Annotated in this window: 16 protein-coding genes; 1 reads left to right on the top strand and 15 read right to left on the bottom strand. The window is 70.3% G+C overall.

The window, feature by feature from the left end:
• Positions 1-2: 2 nt before the first annotated feature.
• The 3 genes from coxB to ACL00U_RS06970 all read right to left on the bottom strand — a co-directional run bounded on the left by coxB (position 3) and on the right by ACL00U_RS06970 (position 3,077).
• Complete coding sequence (gene coxB, locus ACL00U_RS06980) at positions 3-905, bottom strand: cytochrome c oxidase subunit II (protein WP_031259441.1); 903 nt, start codon at positions 903-905, stop codon at positions 3-5.
• A 293-nt stretch (positions 906-1,198) separates the two neighbouring features.
• Positions 1,199-1,567: a HesB/IscA family protein gene (locus ACL00U_RS06975; RefSeq protein WP_017886642.1), complete on the bottom strand. Its 369-nt coding sequence runs from the start codon at positions 1,565-1,567 to the stop codon at positions 1,199-1,201.
• A gap of 58 nt (positions 1,568-1,625) precedes the next feature.
• Positions 1,626-3,077 (bottom strand): dipeptidase, encoded by a 1,452-nt coding sequence (locus ACL00U_RS06970; protein ID WP_274007235.1) that lies wholly within the window; start codon positions 3,075-3,077, stop codon positions 1,626-1,628.
• Between the two features lie 52 nt (positions 3,078-3,129).
• Between ACL00U_RS06970 and ACL00U_RS06965 the strand changes: the two genes are divergently transcribed.
• The gene (locus ACL00U_RS06965) at positions 3,130-3,705 is read left to right on the top strand and encodes a DUF3043 domain-containing protein (protein WP_140447944.1); all 576 of its coding nucleotides are present in this window, start codon (positions 3,130-3,132) and stop codon (positions 3,703-3,705) included.
• A gap of 233 nt (positions 3,706-3,938) precedes the next feature.
• Here ACL00U_RS06965 and ACL00U_RS06960 read toward each other — a convergent pair whose 3' ends face one another.
• The 12 genes from ACL00U_RS06960 to ftsZ form a co-directional block, all read right to left on the bottom strand.
• The gene (locus ACL00U_RS06960) at positions 3,939-5,015 is read right to left on the bottom strand and encodes a quinone-dependent dihydroorotate dehydrogenase (RefSeq protein WP_082509342.1); all 1,077 of its coding nucleotides are present in this window, start codon (positions 5,013-5,015) and stop codon (positions 3,939-3,941) included.
• The gene (gene nrdR, locus ACL00U_RS06955) at positions 5,012-5,512 is read right to left on the bottom strand and encodes a transcriptional regulator NrdR (protein ID WP_017886638.1); all 501 of its coding nucleotides are present in this window, start codon (positions 5,510-5,512) and stop codon (positions 5,012-5,014) included. The genes ACL00U_RS06960 and nrdR overlap by 4 nt, the downstream gene beginning before the upstream one ends.
• A 13-nt stretch (positions 5,513-5,525) precedes the next feature.
• Positions 5,526-6,833 (bottom strand): histidinol dehydrogenase, encoded by a 1,308-nt coding sequence (hisD, locus tag ACL00U_RS06950; RefSeq protein ID WP_412873993.1) that lies wholly within the window; start codon positions 6,831-6,833, stop codon positions 5,526-5,528.
• Complete coding sequence (locus ACL00U_RS06945; RefSeq protein WP_159556483.1) at positions 6,830-7,684, bottom strand: hypothetical protein; 855 nt, start codon at positions 7,682-7,684, stop codon at positions 6,830-6,832. Before ACL00U_RS06945 ends, hisD begins: the two co-directional genes overlap by 4 nt.
• Before the next feature lie 10 nt (positions 7,685-7,694).
• On the bottom strand, positions 7,695-11,174 hold the full coding sequence (gene dnaE / locus ACL00U_RS06940; RefSeq protein ID WP_042537439.1) for a DNA polymerase III subunit alpha: 3,480 nt from the start codon (positions 11,172-11,174) through the stop codon (positions 7,695-7,697).
• 687 nt (positions 11,175-11,861) lie between these two features.
• Positions 11,862-12,791, bottom strand: a complete 930-nt coding sequence (locus tag ACL00U_RS06935; RefSeq protein ID WP_031259437.1) for an RluA family pseudouridine synthase — start codon at positions 12,789-12,791, stop codon at positions 11,862-11,864.
• Positions 12,788-13,474, bottom strand: coding sequence for a signal peptidase II (gene lspA / locus ACL00U_RS06930; RefSeq protein ID WP_412873992.1), 687 nt, complete (start codon positions 13,472-13,474; stop codon positions 12,788-12,790). The genes ACL00U_RS06935 and lspA overlap by 4 nt, the downstream gene beginning before the upstream one ends.
• A 2-nt stretch (positions 13,475-13,476) precedes the next feature.
• Entirely contained in the window at positions 13,477-14,157 is a 681-nt protein-coding gene (locus ACL00U_RS06925; protein ID WP_412873991.1) for a DivIVA domain-containing protein, read from the bottom strand.
• Between the two features lie 185 nt (positions 14,158-14,342).
• Positions 14,343-14,639, bottom strand: coding sequence for a YggT family protein (locus ACL00U_RS06920; RefSeq protein ID WP_017886631.1), 297 nt, complete (start codon positions 14,637-14,639; stop codon positions 14,343-14,345).
• Between the two features lie 68 nt (positions 14,640-14,707).
• Positions 14,708-15,292: a cell division protein SepF gene (locus ACL00U_RS06915; RefSeq protein WP_056068260.1), complete on the bottom strand. Its 585-nt coding sequence runs from the start codon at positions 15,290-15,292 to the stop codon at positions 14,708-14,710.
• A gap of 41 nt (positions 15,293-15,333) precedes the next feature.
• Positions 15,334-16,056 carry a YggS family pyridoxal phosphate-dependent enzyme gene (locus ACL00U_RS06910; RefSeq protein ID WP_412873990.1) on the bottom strand — a complete coding sequence of 241 codons (723 nt, stop codon included), beginning with the start codon at positions 16,054-16,056 and terminating at the stop codon, positions 15,334-15,336.
• A 7-nt stretch (positions 16,057-16,063) separates the two neighbouring features.
• Positions 16,064-17,224: a cell division protein FtsZ gene (gene ftsZ / locus ACL00U_RS06905; protein ID WP_017886628.1), complete on the bottom strand. Its 1,161-nt coding sequence runs from the start codon at positions 17,222-17,224 to the stop codon at positions 16,064-16,066.
• Positions 17,225-17,306 lie beyond the last annotated feature (82 nt).

Here is a 17,306-nt window from a genome sequence, read left to right as displayed (position 1 = left end):
CCCTACTTGTTCTCGCTGGACGCCTCGACCGGCGCCTTGTTGTTCGGTTCGTTGGTGTTGGTGTTGTACTCGTTGCCGAGCAGGCCGACCTTGCCCTGGTCCTTCAGGGTGCCGAGGTACGCCTCGTACTGGGCCGGCGTGACGACCTTCACCTGGAAGAGCATCAGCGAGTGGTACTCACCGCAGAGCTCCGCGCACTTGCCCTGGTACGTGCCGAGCTTCTCCGGGATGAAGTACTCCCAGTTGGTCTTGCCCGGGAGCATGTCCTTCTTGTACAGGAAGTCGATGACCCAGAAGGAGTGGTCGACGTCGCGCGACGAGAGTTCGATCGCGACCTTCTTGCCCTTGGGCAGGTAGAGGGTCGGCAGCTGCGACTCGTCGATCGCGCCCTTGGCGTTCTCTTCTTCCTGGGCCTGGATGCCCTGGTAGTAGACGCTCTCTTCGGGGTTGTCCTTGTTGATGTAGTTGAAGTCCCACGCCCAGCGCTTGCCGTACACGTGCACGGTGGCGTCGGGGTCGGCGAAGGGCTTCTCGATCGCTGCCTGGTCCTTCGCGGTGAAGGCGAAGAAGCCGAGCACCAGGATCAGCGGCACGATCGTGTAGAAGATCTCGAGCGGCATGTTGTACCGCATCTGCACGGGCAGGCCGGTCTGGCCCTTCCGGCGGCGGTAGACGATCGCGGCCCAGATGATCAGGCCCCACACGATCAGACCGACGGCGAGGAGCACGACCCAGCTGGTGGTCCACAGGCCGACGATGCGGCTCGTGTGGTTGGTGACGTTCTTCGTCTCCTCCGTGCCGGGGAGCCATCCGTTCATCTGCTGCTGCGTGCAGCCAGCCAGTGCGATGACCAGACCGACGGCCACCGGGACGGCCGCCCAACGTATACGGCGATTCGAACGCACTGTTACCTCTCGCAAAAGACGTGAGCTTCGGAAGGTCAGCCCGTCGTGTCCGACGGCGAGCCGCACGAAGGCGGCGCTTGGCTGGCTCCCAGCTTGATTGGAACACTCCTAGCTTACTCGCAGCTCGCCACCGCTCGCGCACACACGCCACGGTTCTGGCCTCGATCCGCACGTCGGCGGGCACGATTCCCCCCGGTTCCGCCGCGCCCCGGCGCGCCACGTCCGGTCACACGAACGCGAGCGGGGAGCGACCGTTCCGGTCGCTCCCCGCTCGCGTGTCGGATCGCTGGCGATCAGTGGAAGCTGTCACCGCAGGCGCAGCTGCCCTGCGCGTTCGGGTTGTCGATCGTGAAGCCCTGCTTCTGGATCGTGTCCTCGAAGTCGATCGTCGCGCCGTCGAGGTACGGGACGCTCATCTTGTCGACGACGACCTCGACCCCGTCGAACTCGGCGGTGACGTCACCGTCGAGCATGCGCTCGTCGAAGTACAGCTGGTAGATCAGGCCCGAGCAGCCACCGGGCTGCACGGCGAGGCGCAGGCGCAGGTCGTCGCGGCCCTCTTGCTCGAGCAGGCTCGCCACCTTGCCGGCAGCGGCGTCGCTCAGGAGGACGCCGTGCGACGGGGTCTCGGTCGCCGGTGCTTCGGTGATGGTGTCGCTCATCGCGCGTCTCCCTCCGGGCGGTGCTGGTCACCGCGCCTGGCCTCGATTGTAAGCACCCTCAGCTGCGCGTCGCGAGCCTGGCGAGCAGGATCGTCTCCGACGCGATGGCACGGTGCAGGACGCCGAGGTGCTGCGACTCGTTCGGGCTGTGCGCGCGGGTGTCCGGGTCCTCGACGCCGGTGACCAGGATCTGCGCCTCCGGGAACTCCGCAGCCAGGTCCGACACGAACGGGATCGACCCGCCGATGCCCTGCTCGACCGCCTCGGCACCCCAGCCCTCGCGCATGGCCGTGCGGGCCTCCTGCACGGCCCAGCCGGCGGTGTCGACGAGGAACCCGTCGCCGCTGTCCGGCTCGGTGACCTCCATCCGTGCGCCGAACGGGACGTGCTCGCGCAGGTGCCGTTCGACGGCAGCGGCGGCCTCGCGTGCGTCCTGGCCGGGGGCGACGCGGACCGAGACCCGCGCCGAGACCGTGGGCAGCAGGGTGTTCGAGGCGTTCGCGACGCTCGGCACGTCCATGCCCGTCACCGTGATCGACGGCTGGAACCACATGCGGGACAGCACGGCGCCGGTGCCGATCGGGCGCACACCGGGAACGAGTGCGGCGTCGACGGCGAGTTCGTCCTCGGTGCGCTCCGGCACGTCGGCTTCGTACGAGGCCAGCCCCTCGACGGCGACCGACCCGTCGGCGTCGTGCAGCGAGGCGAGCAGCCGCACCATCGGGATCATCGCGTCCGGGGCCGCTCCCCCGAACATGCCGCTGTGGCTGGCGTGCTCGAGCGTGGTCAGGGTGAGCTTGAAGGTGACGTTGCCGCGCAGCGACACCGTGATCGACGGCACCTCGGTCGACCAGTTGTCGCTGTCCGCCACGACGATGACGTCGGCGGCCAGGTGCTCCTTCTGCTCGCGCAGGAAGGTGCGGAACGAGCGGGAGCCGAACTCCTCCTCGCCCTCGACGAACAGCACGATCCCGAGGTCGAGGTCGTCGCCGAACTGGGCGTGCACCGCGCGGAGCGAGGCGATGTGGGTCATCACGCCGGCCTTGTCGTCCGAGGCGCCGCGACCGTACAGGCGGTCACCGCGGAGCGTCGGCTCGAACGGCGGGGTCTCCCACAGGGCCTCGTCGCCCTGCGGCTGCACGTCGTGGTGGGCATAGAGCATCACCGTCGGCTTGCCGTTCCGCGCCGGGCGCACCGCGAGCACCGCCGGCTGGCCGAGCTCGGTCTCGGCGTCCGCCTCGGCGACGTCGGCGGTCGAGCCGGACACCGCCGACCGCACGATCCGGACGTCGTCCGGGCCGAAGACCCCGGTCGACCGCGCCAGGTCCGCGACGGCCTCGGCACTCGCGCGCACGTTCGACGGGTCGAAGGCCGACCAGGAGACCGACGGCAGGCGTACCAGGGCGGACAGGTCGGCGATCGTCGTGGGCAGGGCCCCCTGGACGTGTTCGCGCAGGGCGTCGAGGAGCGCGGGGTCGGTCGCGGGGCTGTGCTGTTGGCTGTCGGTCATGCCCGGTAATCTAGAGGAGATCCCGCACGCACACCGCCGTTAGGAACGCACCGTGGCGAAGGCAGCCCCCAAGACCAACACGACCGTCAACCCGACCGAGGCCGAGCTCCTCGAGCAGGGCAAGGGCCGCCCGACGCCGTCCCGCCGCGAGCGAGAGGCAGCGAACCGCCGCCCCCTCGTCGGCAACACGCCGGTCGACAAGAAGGCAGCCCGCGCACGCCTCAACTCTGAGCGCGAGCGTGCCCGGGTCGGCATGGCCAACGGCGAGGAGCGCTACCTGCCGGCGAAGGACCGCGGTGAGCAGCGACGCTTCGTCCGCGACTGGATCGACGCCCGCTGGAACGTCGGCGAGGTCATGATGCCCGTGCTCGTGCTGTTCCTCATCGTCGGGTTCGCCGCCGCGCAGACGGTCATCGCGTCCTACTCGCTCCTGCTGGTGTGGGCGTTCGTGGCGCTGTTCGTCATCGACTGCGTGGTGCTCTGGCTGTCGCTCCGCCGCAAGCTCACCACCAAGTTCGGCGACTTCCAGCGCGGCACGTTCCTCTACATCCTGACGCGGGCGTGGCAGCTGCGGTTCCTGCGGCTGCCGAAGCCCCAGGTCCGGCGCGGCGAGTACCCCACGCTCTAGCCACACGCACACGAACGAAGCGCCGCCCGGCAGGCCGGGCGGCGCTTCGTCGTTCCCGCTCCCCTGTTCCCCGCTCCCCCGCTCCGCATCGGTGATCGAGTGAGCAGAACACGACGGGTCGACTGGCGAGCCACGGCGTGTTCTGCTCACCCGATGGCGCAGGCGCGCCCCAGGACGGACGGGAGGCCCGTGGCGGCGTCGCCACGGGCCTCCAGTCCGGATGGTGGTCGCGACTAGCGCGCGGCGCGACGCAGCCGACGTCGGCGCAGCCGGTTGATGCGCGCCGCCCAGGTCGGCCCCTCGTAGAGGAACGCCGTGTAGCCCTGCACGAGCGTCGCCCCGGCGTCGATGCGGTCCTGCACGTCCTGCTCGGTGGTCACGCCACCGACGGCGATGACGCAGAAGTCCGCCGGCACGGCGGCGCGGACCCGACGCAGGACCTCGAGCGAACGCGCGGCGACCGGCGCCCCGGAGAGTCCACCGGCACCCATCGCCTCGACGTCGGACGGGTCGGCCGTCAGTCCCTCGCGCGCGATCGTCGTGTTGTTCGCGATCACGCCGGACAGCCCGAGCTCGACCGCCAGGCCCGCGATCGCGTCGATCTGCTCATCGGTCAGGTCCGGTGCGATCTTGACGAGCACCGGGGTGCGCCCCGCGCCGTCGCGCACCGCGGAGAGCAGCGGTCGGAGCTGGTCGAGTTCCTGCAGTCCGCGCAGACCGGGCGTGTTCGGCGAGCTGACGTTGACCGCCAGGTAGTCCGCGAACGTCGCCAGGCGGCGGGTGGACTCGAGGTAGTCGTCGATGGCGTCCTCGACCGAGACGACCCGGCTCTTGCCGATGTTCACGCCGATCACGGGCCGACCCGGGTTGCGGCGGGCGCGCTCGAGGCGTCGGGCGGCCGCTGCGGCACCGTGGTTGTTGAAGCCCATGCGGTTGATCAGGGCGCGGTCGCCGATCAGGCGGAACAGGCGCGGGCGCTCGTTGCCGGGCTGCGGCTTGGCGGTGATGGTGCCGACCTCGACGTGGCCGAAGCCGAGCAGGCCGAGCCCGGCGATGCCGCGGGCGTCCTTGTCGAAGCCCGCCGCCAGGCCGAAGCGCGACGGGAAGTGGATGCCCATCGTGGTGATGCCGTCGGCTGCCGACGGGCGGCAGTACCGTTCGACGACCCCGCTCAGGAACGGCACGCGGGGCAGCCCCGCGATGACGGCGAAGGCCAGGTGGTGGGCGCGTTCCGGGTCCATGTTCGCGAACACGGAGCGGAACACGACGCGGTACCCGCCGCGCACGATCCGTTCGGCGATGCCGCTCACGCGCGTGTGCCGGACGGTGCGGACGAGCCGGCGGCGCTGTCGGCCGTCCCGTGGTGGTCGCGACGGAGCTGGCCGATGGCGTCCTCGAAGTCCTCGAGTGAGTCGAACGCCTGGTAGACGCTCGCGAAGCGCAGGTACGCGACCTCGTCGAGCTCCCGCAGGGGCGCGAGGATCGCGAGGCCGATGTCGTTCGCGTCGATCTGGCTGGACCCGGAGGAGCGCACGGTCTCCTCGACGCGCTGCGCGAGGACGGCCAGGTCGCCGTCGGTGACCGGGCGCCCTTGGCACGCCTTGCGCACGCCGGAGACGATCTTGTCGCGGCTGAACGGCTCGGTGACGCCGTTGCGCTTCACGACGTTGAGCGATGCGGTCTCGGTGGTCGAGAACCGTCGACCGCAGTTGGGGCACTGTCGACGGCGGCGGATGGAAGTTCCGTCGTCGCTCGTCCGTGAGTCGACGACGCGGGAGTCCGGGTGGCGGCAGAAGGGGCAGAACATGTCGTTCCCCAGGCTATCGGTTCGTGCGCTCCGTCACGGCGGCCCCGTGCGCGGGGAGCTGCTCCTCGGTGGACAGGGCGACGATGTGCGGCGCGACCTCGGCCAGGGCCTCGGGCGTGTACCGGACGATCTGCTGGGGTCGCAGGAACGTCGACGCGGACAGTCCGGACCCGAAGCGGGCCTGGCCGCCGGTCGGCAGCACGTGGTTCGACCCGGCCAGGTAGTCCCCCAGGCTCACCGGCGTGCTCGGTCCGACGAACACCGCACCGGCGGCGTCGATGTCGGCCAGCACGGCGTCGTCGTCGACCGTCTGGATCTCGAGGTGCTCCGGCCCGTGCGCGTTGCTCACGGTCGCGGCGTCGGTCAGCGAGTCCACCAGGACGATCGCGGACTGCGGCCCGTCCAGGGCGGTCTGGAGGCGCGCAGCCGTCCCGAGCACCGCCGTGCGTTCCGGGATGGCGGCTTCCACCGCGTCGGCGAACGCCGCGGACGTCGTCACCAGCACGCTGCCGGCCTGCTCGTCGTGCTCGGCCTGGCTGATCAGGTCGGCAGCCACGAACCCCGCGTCGGCGGTGTCGTCCGCGATCACGAGGATCTCGGTCGCCCCGGCCTCGGAGTCGATGCCCACCACACCGCGCACCAGGCGCTTGGCGGCGGCGACGTAGTTGTTGCCCGGCCCGGTGACCAGGTCGACGGGCTCGAGGTCGAGCTCGGCGACGCCGTACGCCAGCGCGCCGACGGCTCCGGCACCACCCATCGCGTAGACCTCGTCGATGCCGAGCAGCCCCGCCGCGGCGAGGATCGTCGGGTGCACCGCGCCGCCGTGGTCGCGCTGCGGCGGCGACACGAGGGCGATCGAGGGCACGCCCGCGACCTGGGCGGCGACCACGTTCATCACGACGCTGGACGGGTAGACGGCCTTGCCGCCGGGCACGTAGAGCCCGACACGGCGCATCGGCTGCCAGCGCTGGTGGACCTCGGCGCCGTCGGCCAGGGTCGTCACGGACGGAGCGGGGATCTGCGCGGCACTCGCGGCACGGACGCGGCGGATCGCCTCGTCGAGGGCCGCCCGGACCTCGGGGGTGAGCCCGGCCACCGCGGCGGTGATCTCGGCGGCCGGCACCCGCACGTTCGCGGGGGCCCCACCGTCGAAGCGCTCGGCCTGGTCGCGCAGGGCCGCGGCCCCACGGTGTCGGACGTCCTCGATCAACTCGCGCGCGGCGTCGACCGCGTGCGACACGTCACCCGCGGCACGGGGCATGAGTCGGAGGAGTTCGGCACGGGCGGGGAGGCCGCCGCGGAGGTCGATTCGCTGCATCATGAGGCTTCCAGCGTACCGGCGGCGTGCTGCACGACCGCGTCGACCACGGGCCGGTGGCGGGCGACCTGGTCGGTGTCCCACGCGTCGAGCAGGTGCAGCGTGGCGATCCGGAACGCCAGCGCACGGACGAGCAGCTGCGGCCACTCCGGCACGCCGGTCCCGAGCACGCCGAGCCGGCCGACGTCGACCCGGTGCCAGGTCACGGCGTCGACCGCCGCGATCGCGGCACCGAGGCCCGCCGGACGCCAGTACGGCGCCCAGTCGAACACCGTGGGTGGCTCCCCCGGCGTGAAGAGCACGTTGCCGAGCAGGTCACCGTGGACGAGCTGGGACGGGGACGTCACCGGCCGGAACGTCGCCGCCAGGCGGTCCAGCGTCGGATCGTCCGGCAGGGGTTCGCCACCCCAGACCATCCGGTCCGCCCGGCTCCAGGGGTCCTCACGCTGGTCGAGGACTTCGGGACGCGGCAGGTCCGCGACGGCCCGGTGGAAGGCAGCGCCCGCGGCGATGACGTCGTCCACGCGGGTCGGGTCGGTCCAGCCGTCGACCCATCCCCAGGCCTCCCACCCGCCGTCGCCGGTGCCGGTGCCGGAGCCGGAGCCGGAGCCCACGATCCAGTCCCCGGACTCGGCGGCGACCGGACGCGGGGTCCGGAACCCGGCCGTGTGGACGAGCCGGGCCAGCGTGGCGGACCGCCACCGGGCCTCCAGGGGGTCGCCGGACGGCCGGAGCACGACGTCCCCGGCGCGCCACGTCAGCCCGCGGCCGCCGCCGAGCCGCTCGAGCGGGCGGTCGTGCACGCCGAACGCCCGCAGCACGTCCGGGCCCGGCGGCAGCGGCGGACCAGCCATGGCGACGCTCCTAGACCAGGCAGCGGGGTCCGAGCAGGCTCTTCAGCTCGCCGAACAGGTCCGGGGTGAGGTTCACCGGGAACGGCAGCTCGAAGGTGCGTGCCACGTCGTCCTTCAGCAGCTTCAGCCGGACCTCGGTGTCGCCCTGGTGACGGCCGAGCACGGCGGCGAGTTCCGTCACCGTGGTCGTCGTGGCCTGCCGTTCGGGCAGTGACAGGGTGAGCGGGCCGGAACCCATCGCGTCGCCGACGTTCGGCTGGAACATGCTCACCGCGTGCAGGGCCTTGCCGTCGTCGCGGACGTTGACGCGGCCGCGCAGGACGACGATCGAGTCGGCCACCAGGGACGGGCCGAACTCCTGGTACGTCTTGCCCAGGAACATCACCCCGATCTGCCCGCCGAAGTCCTCGATGTCGACGATGCCGTACGGGTTGCCGCTCGTCTTCGCCACCCGGTGCTGCACGCTCGTCAGCAGGCCGGCGACGGTGACCGTCTCACCCTCAATCGAGTCGTCGGCGGTCAGCAGGTCGGCGATGGTGATCGACTGGTGCTTCGCGAGTTCGATCTCGAGCCCGGCGAGCGGGTGGTCGGACACGTAGAGCCCGAGCATGTCCCGCTCGAACGCCAGCTTGTCGCGCTTGGACCACTCCGGCCGGTCCGGCACCTGGGACACCGCGGCGCTCGGGGTGTCCTCGGCGGCCTCGGCGAAGAGCGAGTCGAAGTCGAACCCGACGTTGCCGTGGGCCTCGTCACGCTTGACCTTCACCGCGCCCTCGACGGCGCCCTCGTGGATCTCCACCAGGGCACGGCGGGTGTCCCCGAACTCGTCGAACGCACCAGCCTTGATGAGCGACTCGACCGTGCGCTTGTTCGCCGACGAGATCGGGATCTTGCGCAGGAAGTCGTGGAAGGACTCGAACGCACCCTTCTCGGTCCGGGCCTTGACGATGTCGTCGACCACGTTGAACCCGACGTTGCGGATGGCACCCATGCCGAAGCGGATGTCGTCACCGACTGCGGCGAAGAAGCCGATCGACTCGTTGACGTCCGGCGGCATGACCTTGATGCCCATGCGCCGGCACTCGTTCAGGTACAGGGCGAGCTTGTCACGGGCGTCACCGACCGAGGTCAGCAGGGCCGCCATGTACTCAGCCGGGTAGTGCGCCTTGAGGTACGCGGTCCAGAAGGACACCACACCGTAGGCCGCCGAGTGCGCCTTGTTGAACGCGTAGTCGGAGAAGGGCAGCAGGATGTCCCACAGCGTCTTGATCGCCGCGTCGGAGTAGCCGTTGTCCTTCATGCCCTGCTGGAAGCCCGCGTACTGCTTGTCGAGCTCGGACTTCTTCTTCTTGCCCATCGCGCGGCGGAGGATGTCCGCCTGGCCGAGGGAGAACCCGGCGACCTTCTGCGCGATGGCCATGACCTGCTCCTGGTAGATGATCAGGCCGTAGGTCGTGCCGATGATGTCCTTCAGGGGCTCTTCGAGCTCCGGGTGGATCGGGGTGATCGGCTGCTCGCCGTTCTTGCGGAGCGCGTAGTTCGTGTGCGAGTTCGCACCCATGGGCCCCGGACGGTACAGGGCGATGAGCGCGGAGATGTCCTCGAAGTTGTCGGGCTTCATCAGCCGCAGCAGGCCGCGCATGGGCCCGCCGTCGAGCTGGAACACGCCGAGGGTGTCACCGCGCTGCAGGAGCGCGTACGCCTCGGGGTCCTCGAGCCCCATGTTCTCGAGGTCGAGCTCGGTCCCCCGGTTCGTCTTGATGTTGTCGAGGGCGTCGCTGATGATCGTGAGGTTGCGGAGCCCCAGGAAGTCCATCTTGATCAGGCCGAGCGACTCCGCCGCCGGGTAGTCGAACTGCGTGACGATCTGGCCGTCCTGCTCCCGCTTCATGATCGGGATGATGTCGATCAGCGGGTCGCTCGACATGATGACGCCGGCCGCGTGCACGCCCCACTGGCGCTTCAGCCCCTCGAGCCCGAGCGCCGTGTCGAAGACGGTCTTCGCCTCGGGGTCGGTCTCGACCACGGTGCGGACGTCGACGGCTTCCTTGTAGCGCGGGTGGTCCTTGTCGAAGATCCCGGTGAGCGGGATGTCCTTGCCCATCACGGGCGGTGGCATCGCCTTGGTGAGCTTCTCGCCCATGCCGAACGGGAACCCGAGGACGCGCGAGGAGTCCTTGAGCGCCTGCTTCGCCTTGATCGTGCCGTACGTGACGATCTGCGCCACGCGCTCCGACCCGTACTTCTCGGTGACGTACTTGATCGCCTCACCGCGGCGCCGGTCGTCGAAGTCGACGTCGAAGTCGGGCATCGAGACGCGGTCCGGGTTGAGGAACCGCTCGAAGATCAGACCGTGCCGGATCGGATCGAGGTCGGTGATGCGCATCGCGTACGCCACCATCGAGCCGGCACCGGAGCCACGCCCCGGACCGACGCGGATGCCGTTGTTCTTGGACCAGTTGATGAAGTCCGCGACCACCAGGAAGTAGCCAGGGAACCCCATCTGGTTGATGATGCCGACCTCGTAGTCGGCGCGGTCCTGGACCTCTTTCGAGATGCCGCCCGGGTACCGGTACTCCAGCCCCTTCGCGACCTCTTTCTCGAACCAGGAGTGCTCGGTCTCGCCCTCGGGCACCGGGAACTTCGGCATGTAGTTGGCCGAGGTGTCGAACTCGACGTTGCAGCGCTCGGCGATGAGCAGCGTGTTGTCGCAGGCCTCGAGGTTGTCGCGGAAGACGTGCCGCATCTGCGCCGGGGTCTTCAGGTAGAACTCGTCGGCATCGAACTTGAAGCGGTTCGGGTCGTTGAGGGTCGAGCCGGACTGCACGCAGAGCAGCGCCGCGTGCGACTTGGCGTCGTGGGCGTGCGTGTAGTGCAGGTCGTTCGTGCCGACCAGCGGGATGTCGAGGTCCTTCGCCAGGCGGATCAGGTCGCTCATGATCCGGCGCTCGATCTCGAGCCCGTGGTCCATGACCTCGGCGAAGTAGTTCTCCTTGCCGAAGATGTCGCGGTAGTCGGCGGCGGCCTGCACCGCTTCGTCGTACTGGCCGAGGCGCAGGCGCGTCTGGATCTCCCCCGAGGGGCAGCCCGTCGTGGCGATGATGCCCTGGTGGTACTCCTGCAGGAGCTCGATGTCCATGCGGGGCTTGAAGTAGTAGCCCTCGAGCGACGCCTTGGACGACAACCGGAACAGGTTGTGCATGCCGGTGGTGTTCTCGGCGAACATCGTCATGTGCGTGTACGAGCCCGCACCGGACACGTCGTCGCCGCCGCCGTCACCCCAGCGGACACGGGTCTTGTCGGAGCGGTGCGTGCGGGGCGTGATGTACGCCTCGGTCCCGATGATGGGCTTGACGCCACCGGCCTTGGCGGCCTTCCAGAACTCGAAGGCGCCGAACATGTTGCCGTGGTCGGTCACCGCCACGGCGGGCATCCCCTGCGCGGCGGTCTCCGCCACGAGGTCGGAGAGCCTGGCGGCACCGTCGAGCATCGAGTACTCGCTGTGCACGTGCAGGTGGACGAAGGAGTCGGAATCCGACACGGAACCTCCGGTTCGTACGGTGTGCTGCGGGGTGGGAACAGCCTAACTGCGGCCGCCCACATTCCCGCGCGCGTCGTGGCGGGCCGGAGGCGCGGGGCGGGGCCGCACCGCGCCTCCAGACCGGCATCGGATCGCGACACGCGCGGCGCGCGCCGCCGAGGGGGCAGGACACGCCGCAGGCGGGCCGCCGCGGGTGCAGCAGGCGTCGCCTGACGGCTCCGCAGCCGACAGTTCGCGACCCCTCGGCGAAAGCGGCCGGGCGCGGCGGACGGGAGGCTCGGGGCGGGCCCGCACCGCGCCTCCAGACCGGCATCGGATCGCGACACGCACGGCGGGGGCCGCCGAGGGGGCAGGACACGCCGCAGGCGGGCCGCCGCGGGTGCAGCAGGCGTCGCCTGACGGCTCCGCAGCCGACAGTTCGCGACCCCTCGGCGAAAGAGACCGGGCGGGGCGGACGGGAGGCTCGGGGCGGGCCCGCACCGCGCCTCCAGACCGGCATCGGATCGCGACACACGCGGCGCGCGCCGCCGAGCGGGCAGGACACGCCGCACGCGGGCCGCCGCGGGTGCAGAACGCGTCGCCTGACCGCTCCGCAGCCGACAGTTCGTGACCCCTCGGAACGAGCGGCCGGGTGTGTCAGAGCGACGCGCTCCGGATCTGCTCCAGCGCTGCCTGCAGGTCGTCCGGGTACTGCGCCTCGAACGACACCCACTCGCCCGTGCGGGGGTGGTCGAAGCCCAGCCGGACGGCGTCGAGCCACTGGCGGGTCAGCCCGAGCTCGGCCGCCAGCACCGGGTCGGCACCGTACATCGTGTCGCCGACGAGCGGGTGGCGGGTCGCGGCCATGTGCACCCGGATCTGGTGCGTGCGCCCGGTCTCCAGGTGCACCTCGAGCAGGGTCGCGGAGCGGAAGGCCTCGAGCGTCTCGTAGTGGGTGACGCTCGGCTTGCCCTCCGACGTGACCGCGAACTTCCAGTCGCTCGACGGGTGCCGACCGATCGGGGCGTCGATCGTGCCGGAGGTCGGGTCGGGGTGGCCCTGCGCGAGCGCGTGGTAGACCTTCTCGACCGTGCGCTCCTTGAACGCCCGCTTGAGGTGTGTGTACGCCAGCTCGGTCTTCGCGACGACCATCAGGCCCGAGGTCCCGACGTCCAGCCGGTGCACGATCCCGGCGCGTTCGGCGGCCCCGGAGGTCGCGATGGTGAACCCGGCGGCGGCGAGGCCCCCGGGCACGGTCGGCCCGTCCCACCCCGGCGAGGGGTGCGCGGCGACCCCGACGGGCTTGTCCACGACGACGATGTCCTCGTCGTCGTGCACGATCGTCATGCCAGGCACGGCTGCCGGCACGATGCGCGGCGGCTCCTTCGGGGTCCACTCGACCTCGAGCCATGAGTCGGCGTGCAGGCGGTCCGACTTGTCGACGGGGACGCCGTCGACGCGGACGCCGCCCGCGGCGACGACGTCGGCCGCGAACGAACGGCTGAAGCCGAGGAGCTTCGCGATGGCTGCGTCGACGCGCTCACCGGCGAGCCCGTCGGGCACGGGAAGAGAACGCGATTCGGTCACGTGGCGTCGTGGCCCAGCGTGTCGCGACGGTCGCCGTCGTTCGGCCTGGAGGCGCGGGTCGGCTCGTCGAGAGCAGCGTCGGTCGACGAGAACGCGGCCCCACCGTCGAGCGGCTGCGCCGGGTCGGCCGGCTCCGCCGCGTCGAGCTGCGCCTGGCGCCTGGCCGAGAGCGTGCGGGTGCCGTCGAGGTTCACCCCGAGGATCACCAGCAGCACGAAGACCACCATGCTGATGCAGATGAAGGAGTCGGCGACGTTGTAGATCGCCGGCATCATCCAGGGGGTCGAGATGAAGTCGACCACGTGCCCCCGGCCGAACCCGGGTTCACGGAAGAGCCGGTCGAGCAGGTTGCCCAGCGCGCCGCCGAGCAGCATGCCGAGCACGATCGCCCACCACATCGACCGGATGCGACGCGAGTACACGATGATCGCGACGACGACCGCGGCCGAGATGACCGAGAACACCCAGGTCATGTTCACCGCGAACGAGAACGCGGCCCCCGGGTTCCGGACGTACAGGAACTGCAACGCCCCGCCCAGGACGGGCACGGGGGTGCCGTACGGCAGGTTCGCGACGACCAGCGTCTTGGCGACCTGGTCGAACGCCACCACCACGACAGCGGCGAAGGCCAGTGCCGCGATAGCGCGGACACTGACCTTCGCTCGTGATGCTGGTCGCGACAACGTCAGTTGCCGAAGCCCTGCGCCGAAGCCGGCGCCGGGGTGAGACCGGACTGCTCGCCCGAGGAGTCGAGCTCGGAGAGCTGCCCCTGGATGTAGCTCTTGAGCTGCGCACGGTAGTCGCGCTCGAACGTCCGGAGCTCGTCGATCTTGCCCTCGAGCTGGCGCTGCTCCTGCTCGAGCACCGCGACACGCTGACGGTTCGTGTTCTCGGTGTCGGCGATGATCTGGCGCTGCTTCGCCTCGGCCTCGGAGACCAGGCGAGCCGCCTGGGCGGTGCCCTCGGCGATGAGCGCGTCGCGCTTCTCGACGCCCTCGCGCACGTGCTCCTCGTGGAGACGACGCGCCAGGGTCAGGAGGTTCGTGGTGCCCTCGGTGTCCTCGTCCGCGGGGACCGTCGTGGCCGGAGCGGCCGCGGCGACCGGAGCGGGCTCCGTTGCTGCCTCGACCGGGGCCGGCGTGGGCTCCGGTTCCGCTGCAGGAGCGGGCTGCTCGGCCTGCGCCGACTGCGGGGCCGACTCGGCCGCCTGCAGGCGCTGGCGGAGCTCGTCGTTCTCCGCGGTCAGGCGACGGAGCTCGACCACGACCTCGTCGAGGAAGTCATCGACCTCGTCCTGGTCGTAGCCCTCGCGGAACTTCGTCGGCTGGAACCGCTTGTTGACTACGTCTTCCGGCGTCAAAGCCATTGCCGTCACCTCAATAGAACTGCTGAACGTGTGGAACCGCATGCGGTGCGACCGAACTTACCAGTCGTACCGTGCGGTGCGGATGCGCCACCGGAGCGGGCATCGATCCCGACCACCGTACACCGACGATGGGGCGGAACCGTGCCGAGCGCCTGGCGTGGCGCGTGTCGCGGACGGGAGTCCGCTCAGATACCGCGTGCCAGGGCGGCGACCACGAACCGGGCGATGATGACGACGAGCATCACGATCGTCCAGCCGAAGTCGAGCGCCACCGGCCCCAGGCGGAGCGGCGGGAGGACCCGTCGCACCGCTCGGATGGGCGGATCCGTGATCGTGTAGACGAACTCGGACACCACGAGCATGCCCCCGCGCGGACGCCAGGAGCGGTTGAAGCTCTGCACGAGGTCGAGCGCGAAGCGCCCCCACATCACGAAGAAGTACAGGAGCAACGCGAGGGAGATGATCCCTAGGATCACGGACACGATGGGGCTCGCTCGTCTCGGGCGAGCGTCGTCAGACGACGCTCAGGGGCGGGTGTGCCGGGTACGGCTCAGGACTGGGCGAAGAAGTTCGCCTCGATGTCGGACTCTACCTCAGCAGGCTCACCGCTCACTGCGACGTGCGCCGGCGACAGGAGGAAGACCTTGTTGGTGACGCGCTCGATCTTGCCGAACAGCCCGAGCGACAGACCGGAGGCGAAGTCGATCATGCGTCGAGCGTCACCCTCGGTCATCTGCGAGAGGTTGATGATGACGGGGATGCCGTCGCGGAAGCTCTCGGCGATGGACTGGGCGTCCTTGTACTCGCGCGGGTGGACGGTGAGGATCTCGTTCATTTCCTGGACCGGGGTCGCCTTCTGTGCGGTCGTGTGCGAGCGGCGGAGCGGAGTGACCTGGGCGCCGCGCTGGTGGGTGTGCGTCTTGGTGGGAGCCGGCGCTGCTGCGGGAACGGCCACCGGGGCTGCTGCCGCGGCGGGGGTCTCCTGCGGTTCGGCGGCCGCCGGAGCAGCCGCTGCGGCCTGGCGAGCAGGGGCTGCCTGCTGGCGCGCGGGCTCGGCCTGCTGCTCGTCCTCGTAGTCGAGTTCCTCGTCGGCGAGGCCGAGGTAGACCATCGTCTTCTTCAGCGGGTTGGCCATGGTTCCTCCGGGGTTCGTGCTCGTGGTGCCCTGCAACGAGGCTAGGGTGCGAGCGGCCGGTTTCCCGTGATTGCGGTGCCGATCCGCAGGTGTGTCGCGCCCTCGAGGATCGCCTCGGCGTAGTCGCCGCTCATGCCGGCCGAGATGTCGGTGGCACCGGGCTCGAGCGCCACGACCCGCTCGGAGATCGAACGGAGCCGGGCGAAGGCTGAACGGGGTTCCTCGTCGAGGGGTGCGACGGCCATCACACCCCGCAACCGGATCGTCCCGGTGGCCAGCACGCGCTCCACCATCGACTCGACGTCGTCCGGCTGCACCCCACCACGGCCGGGGTCGTCGGTCAGGTTGACCTGCACGAACCCGTCGATGACCGGCGGTTCCGGCTCGGCCTCGGTCGGAGCGAACGCGTCGACGACGGACCCGCGGTCGAGCGACTGCACGACGTGGGCGTACCGACGGGCCTGCCGGGCCTTCTTCGACTGCAGCTGCCCGACGAAGTGCCAGGTCAGGTCGAGGTCGGCGAGTTCCGCAGCCTTGGCCTGTGCCTCCTGGTGGCGGTTCTCCCCCACGTCCGTCACGCCGAGTGCGGCCAGCTCGCGCACGAGGGACGCCGGGTGGTACTTCGTGACGACGACGAGCGTGAGTTCGTCGGGCGAGCGCCCTGCGGCTCGCGCCGCGCCGGCGATGCCCCTCCGGACGGACGCAACGCGCGCCTCCAGTCCGTCGTCGTGAGACGAGGCCTGGAGGCGCGTGTCGGCTACCACGGGTGGGTTACTTCAGGAAGTCGGGGACGTCGAGCTCGTCATCGTCGTCGAACGCCGGGTCGGCGGCTCGCTGCACCGGCGGCTGGTGTTCCTGCGAGGCCCAGGACGGGCTCGACGTGGTGGAGTCCTCGATCGCGCCGGTCGAAGCGGCGACGGGTGCCGAGACACTCGACTCCGGATCGACGTAGCTGGAGCGACGCTCCTTCTGCTGCTGCGCCGGCTCGCCACCATCGAAGCCCGCGGCGATGACGGTGACGCGGACCTCGTCACCCAGGGTGTCGTCGATGACCGCACCGAAGATGATGTTCGCCTCGGGGTGCACGGCTTCCTGCACCAGACGAGCGGCGTCGTTGATCTCGAAGATGCCGAGGTTCGAACCGCCCTGGATCGAGAGCAGCACGCCGTGCGCACCGTCGATCGAGGCCTCGAGCAGCGGCGACGCGACGGCGAGCTCGGCCGCCTTGATCGCACGGTCGGCACCGCGCGACGAACCGATGCCCATGAGCGCGGAACCCGCACCCTGCATGACGCTCTTCACGTCGGCGAAGTCGAGGTTGATCAGGCCGGGGGTGGTGATGAGGTCGGTGATGCCCTGCACGCCGGCCAGGAGCACCTGGTCGGCCGTGGCGAACGCCTCGACCATGGAGATGCCACGGTCGCTGATCTCGAGCAGGCGGTCGTTCGGCACGACGATGAGCGTGTCGACCTCGTCCTTGAGGCCAGCGACGCCGTTCTCGGCCTGGGACTGGCGGCGCTTGCCCTCGAAGCTGAACGGCTTCGTGACGACACCGATGGTCAGCGCGCCGATGGACTTCGCGATGCGCGCGACGACCGGAGCACCACCGGTGCCGGTGCCGCCGCCCTCGCCCGCGGTGACGAACACCATGTCGGCGCCGGCCAGGGCCTCTTCGATCTCCTCGGCGTGGTCCTCGGCGGCACGACGGCCGACCTCGGGGTCCGCGCCGGCGCCGAGCCCGCGGGTGATCTCGCGGCCGACGTCGAGCTTGACGTCGGCGTCGCTGAGCAGCAGTGCCTGGGCGTCGGTGTTGATCGCGATGAACTCGACCCCACGGAGACCGAGCTCGATCATGCGGTTGACGGCGTTGACGCCGCCGCCGCCGACACCGACGACCTTGATGACGGCGAGGTAGTTGTGGTTCGTGGTCACGTCAGTCAGGCCTCCGGTAGAACCCTCAACCTCTACTTGAAGTTCAGGGGCAATGCTGGTAGATGTGGTGCTGGCTTCGACG

The organism is Curtobacterium poinsettiae, from assembly GCF_047226435.1.
Taxonomy (GTDB): Bacteria; Actinomycetota; Actinomycetes; order Actinomycetales; family Microbacteriaceae; genus Curtobacterium; species Curtobacterium poinsettiae.
Note: the sequence above shows the minus strand (reverse complement) of the source record. Positions and strands in the feature narration are given on the sequence as shown.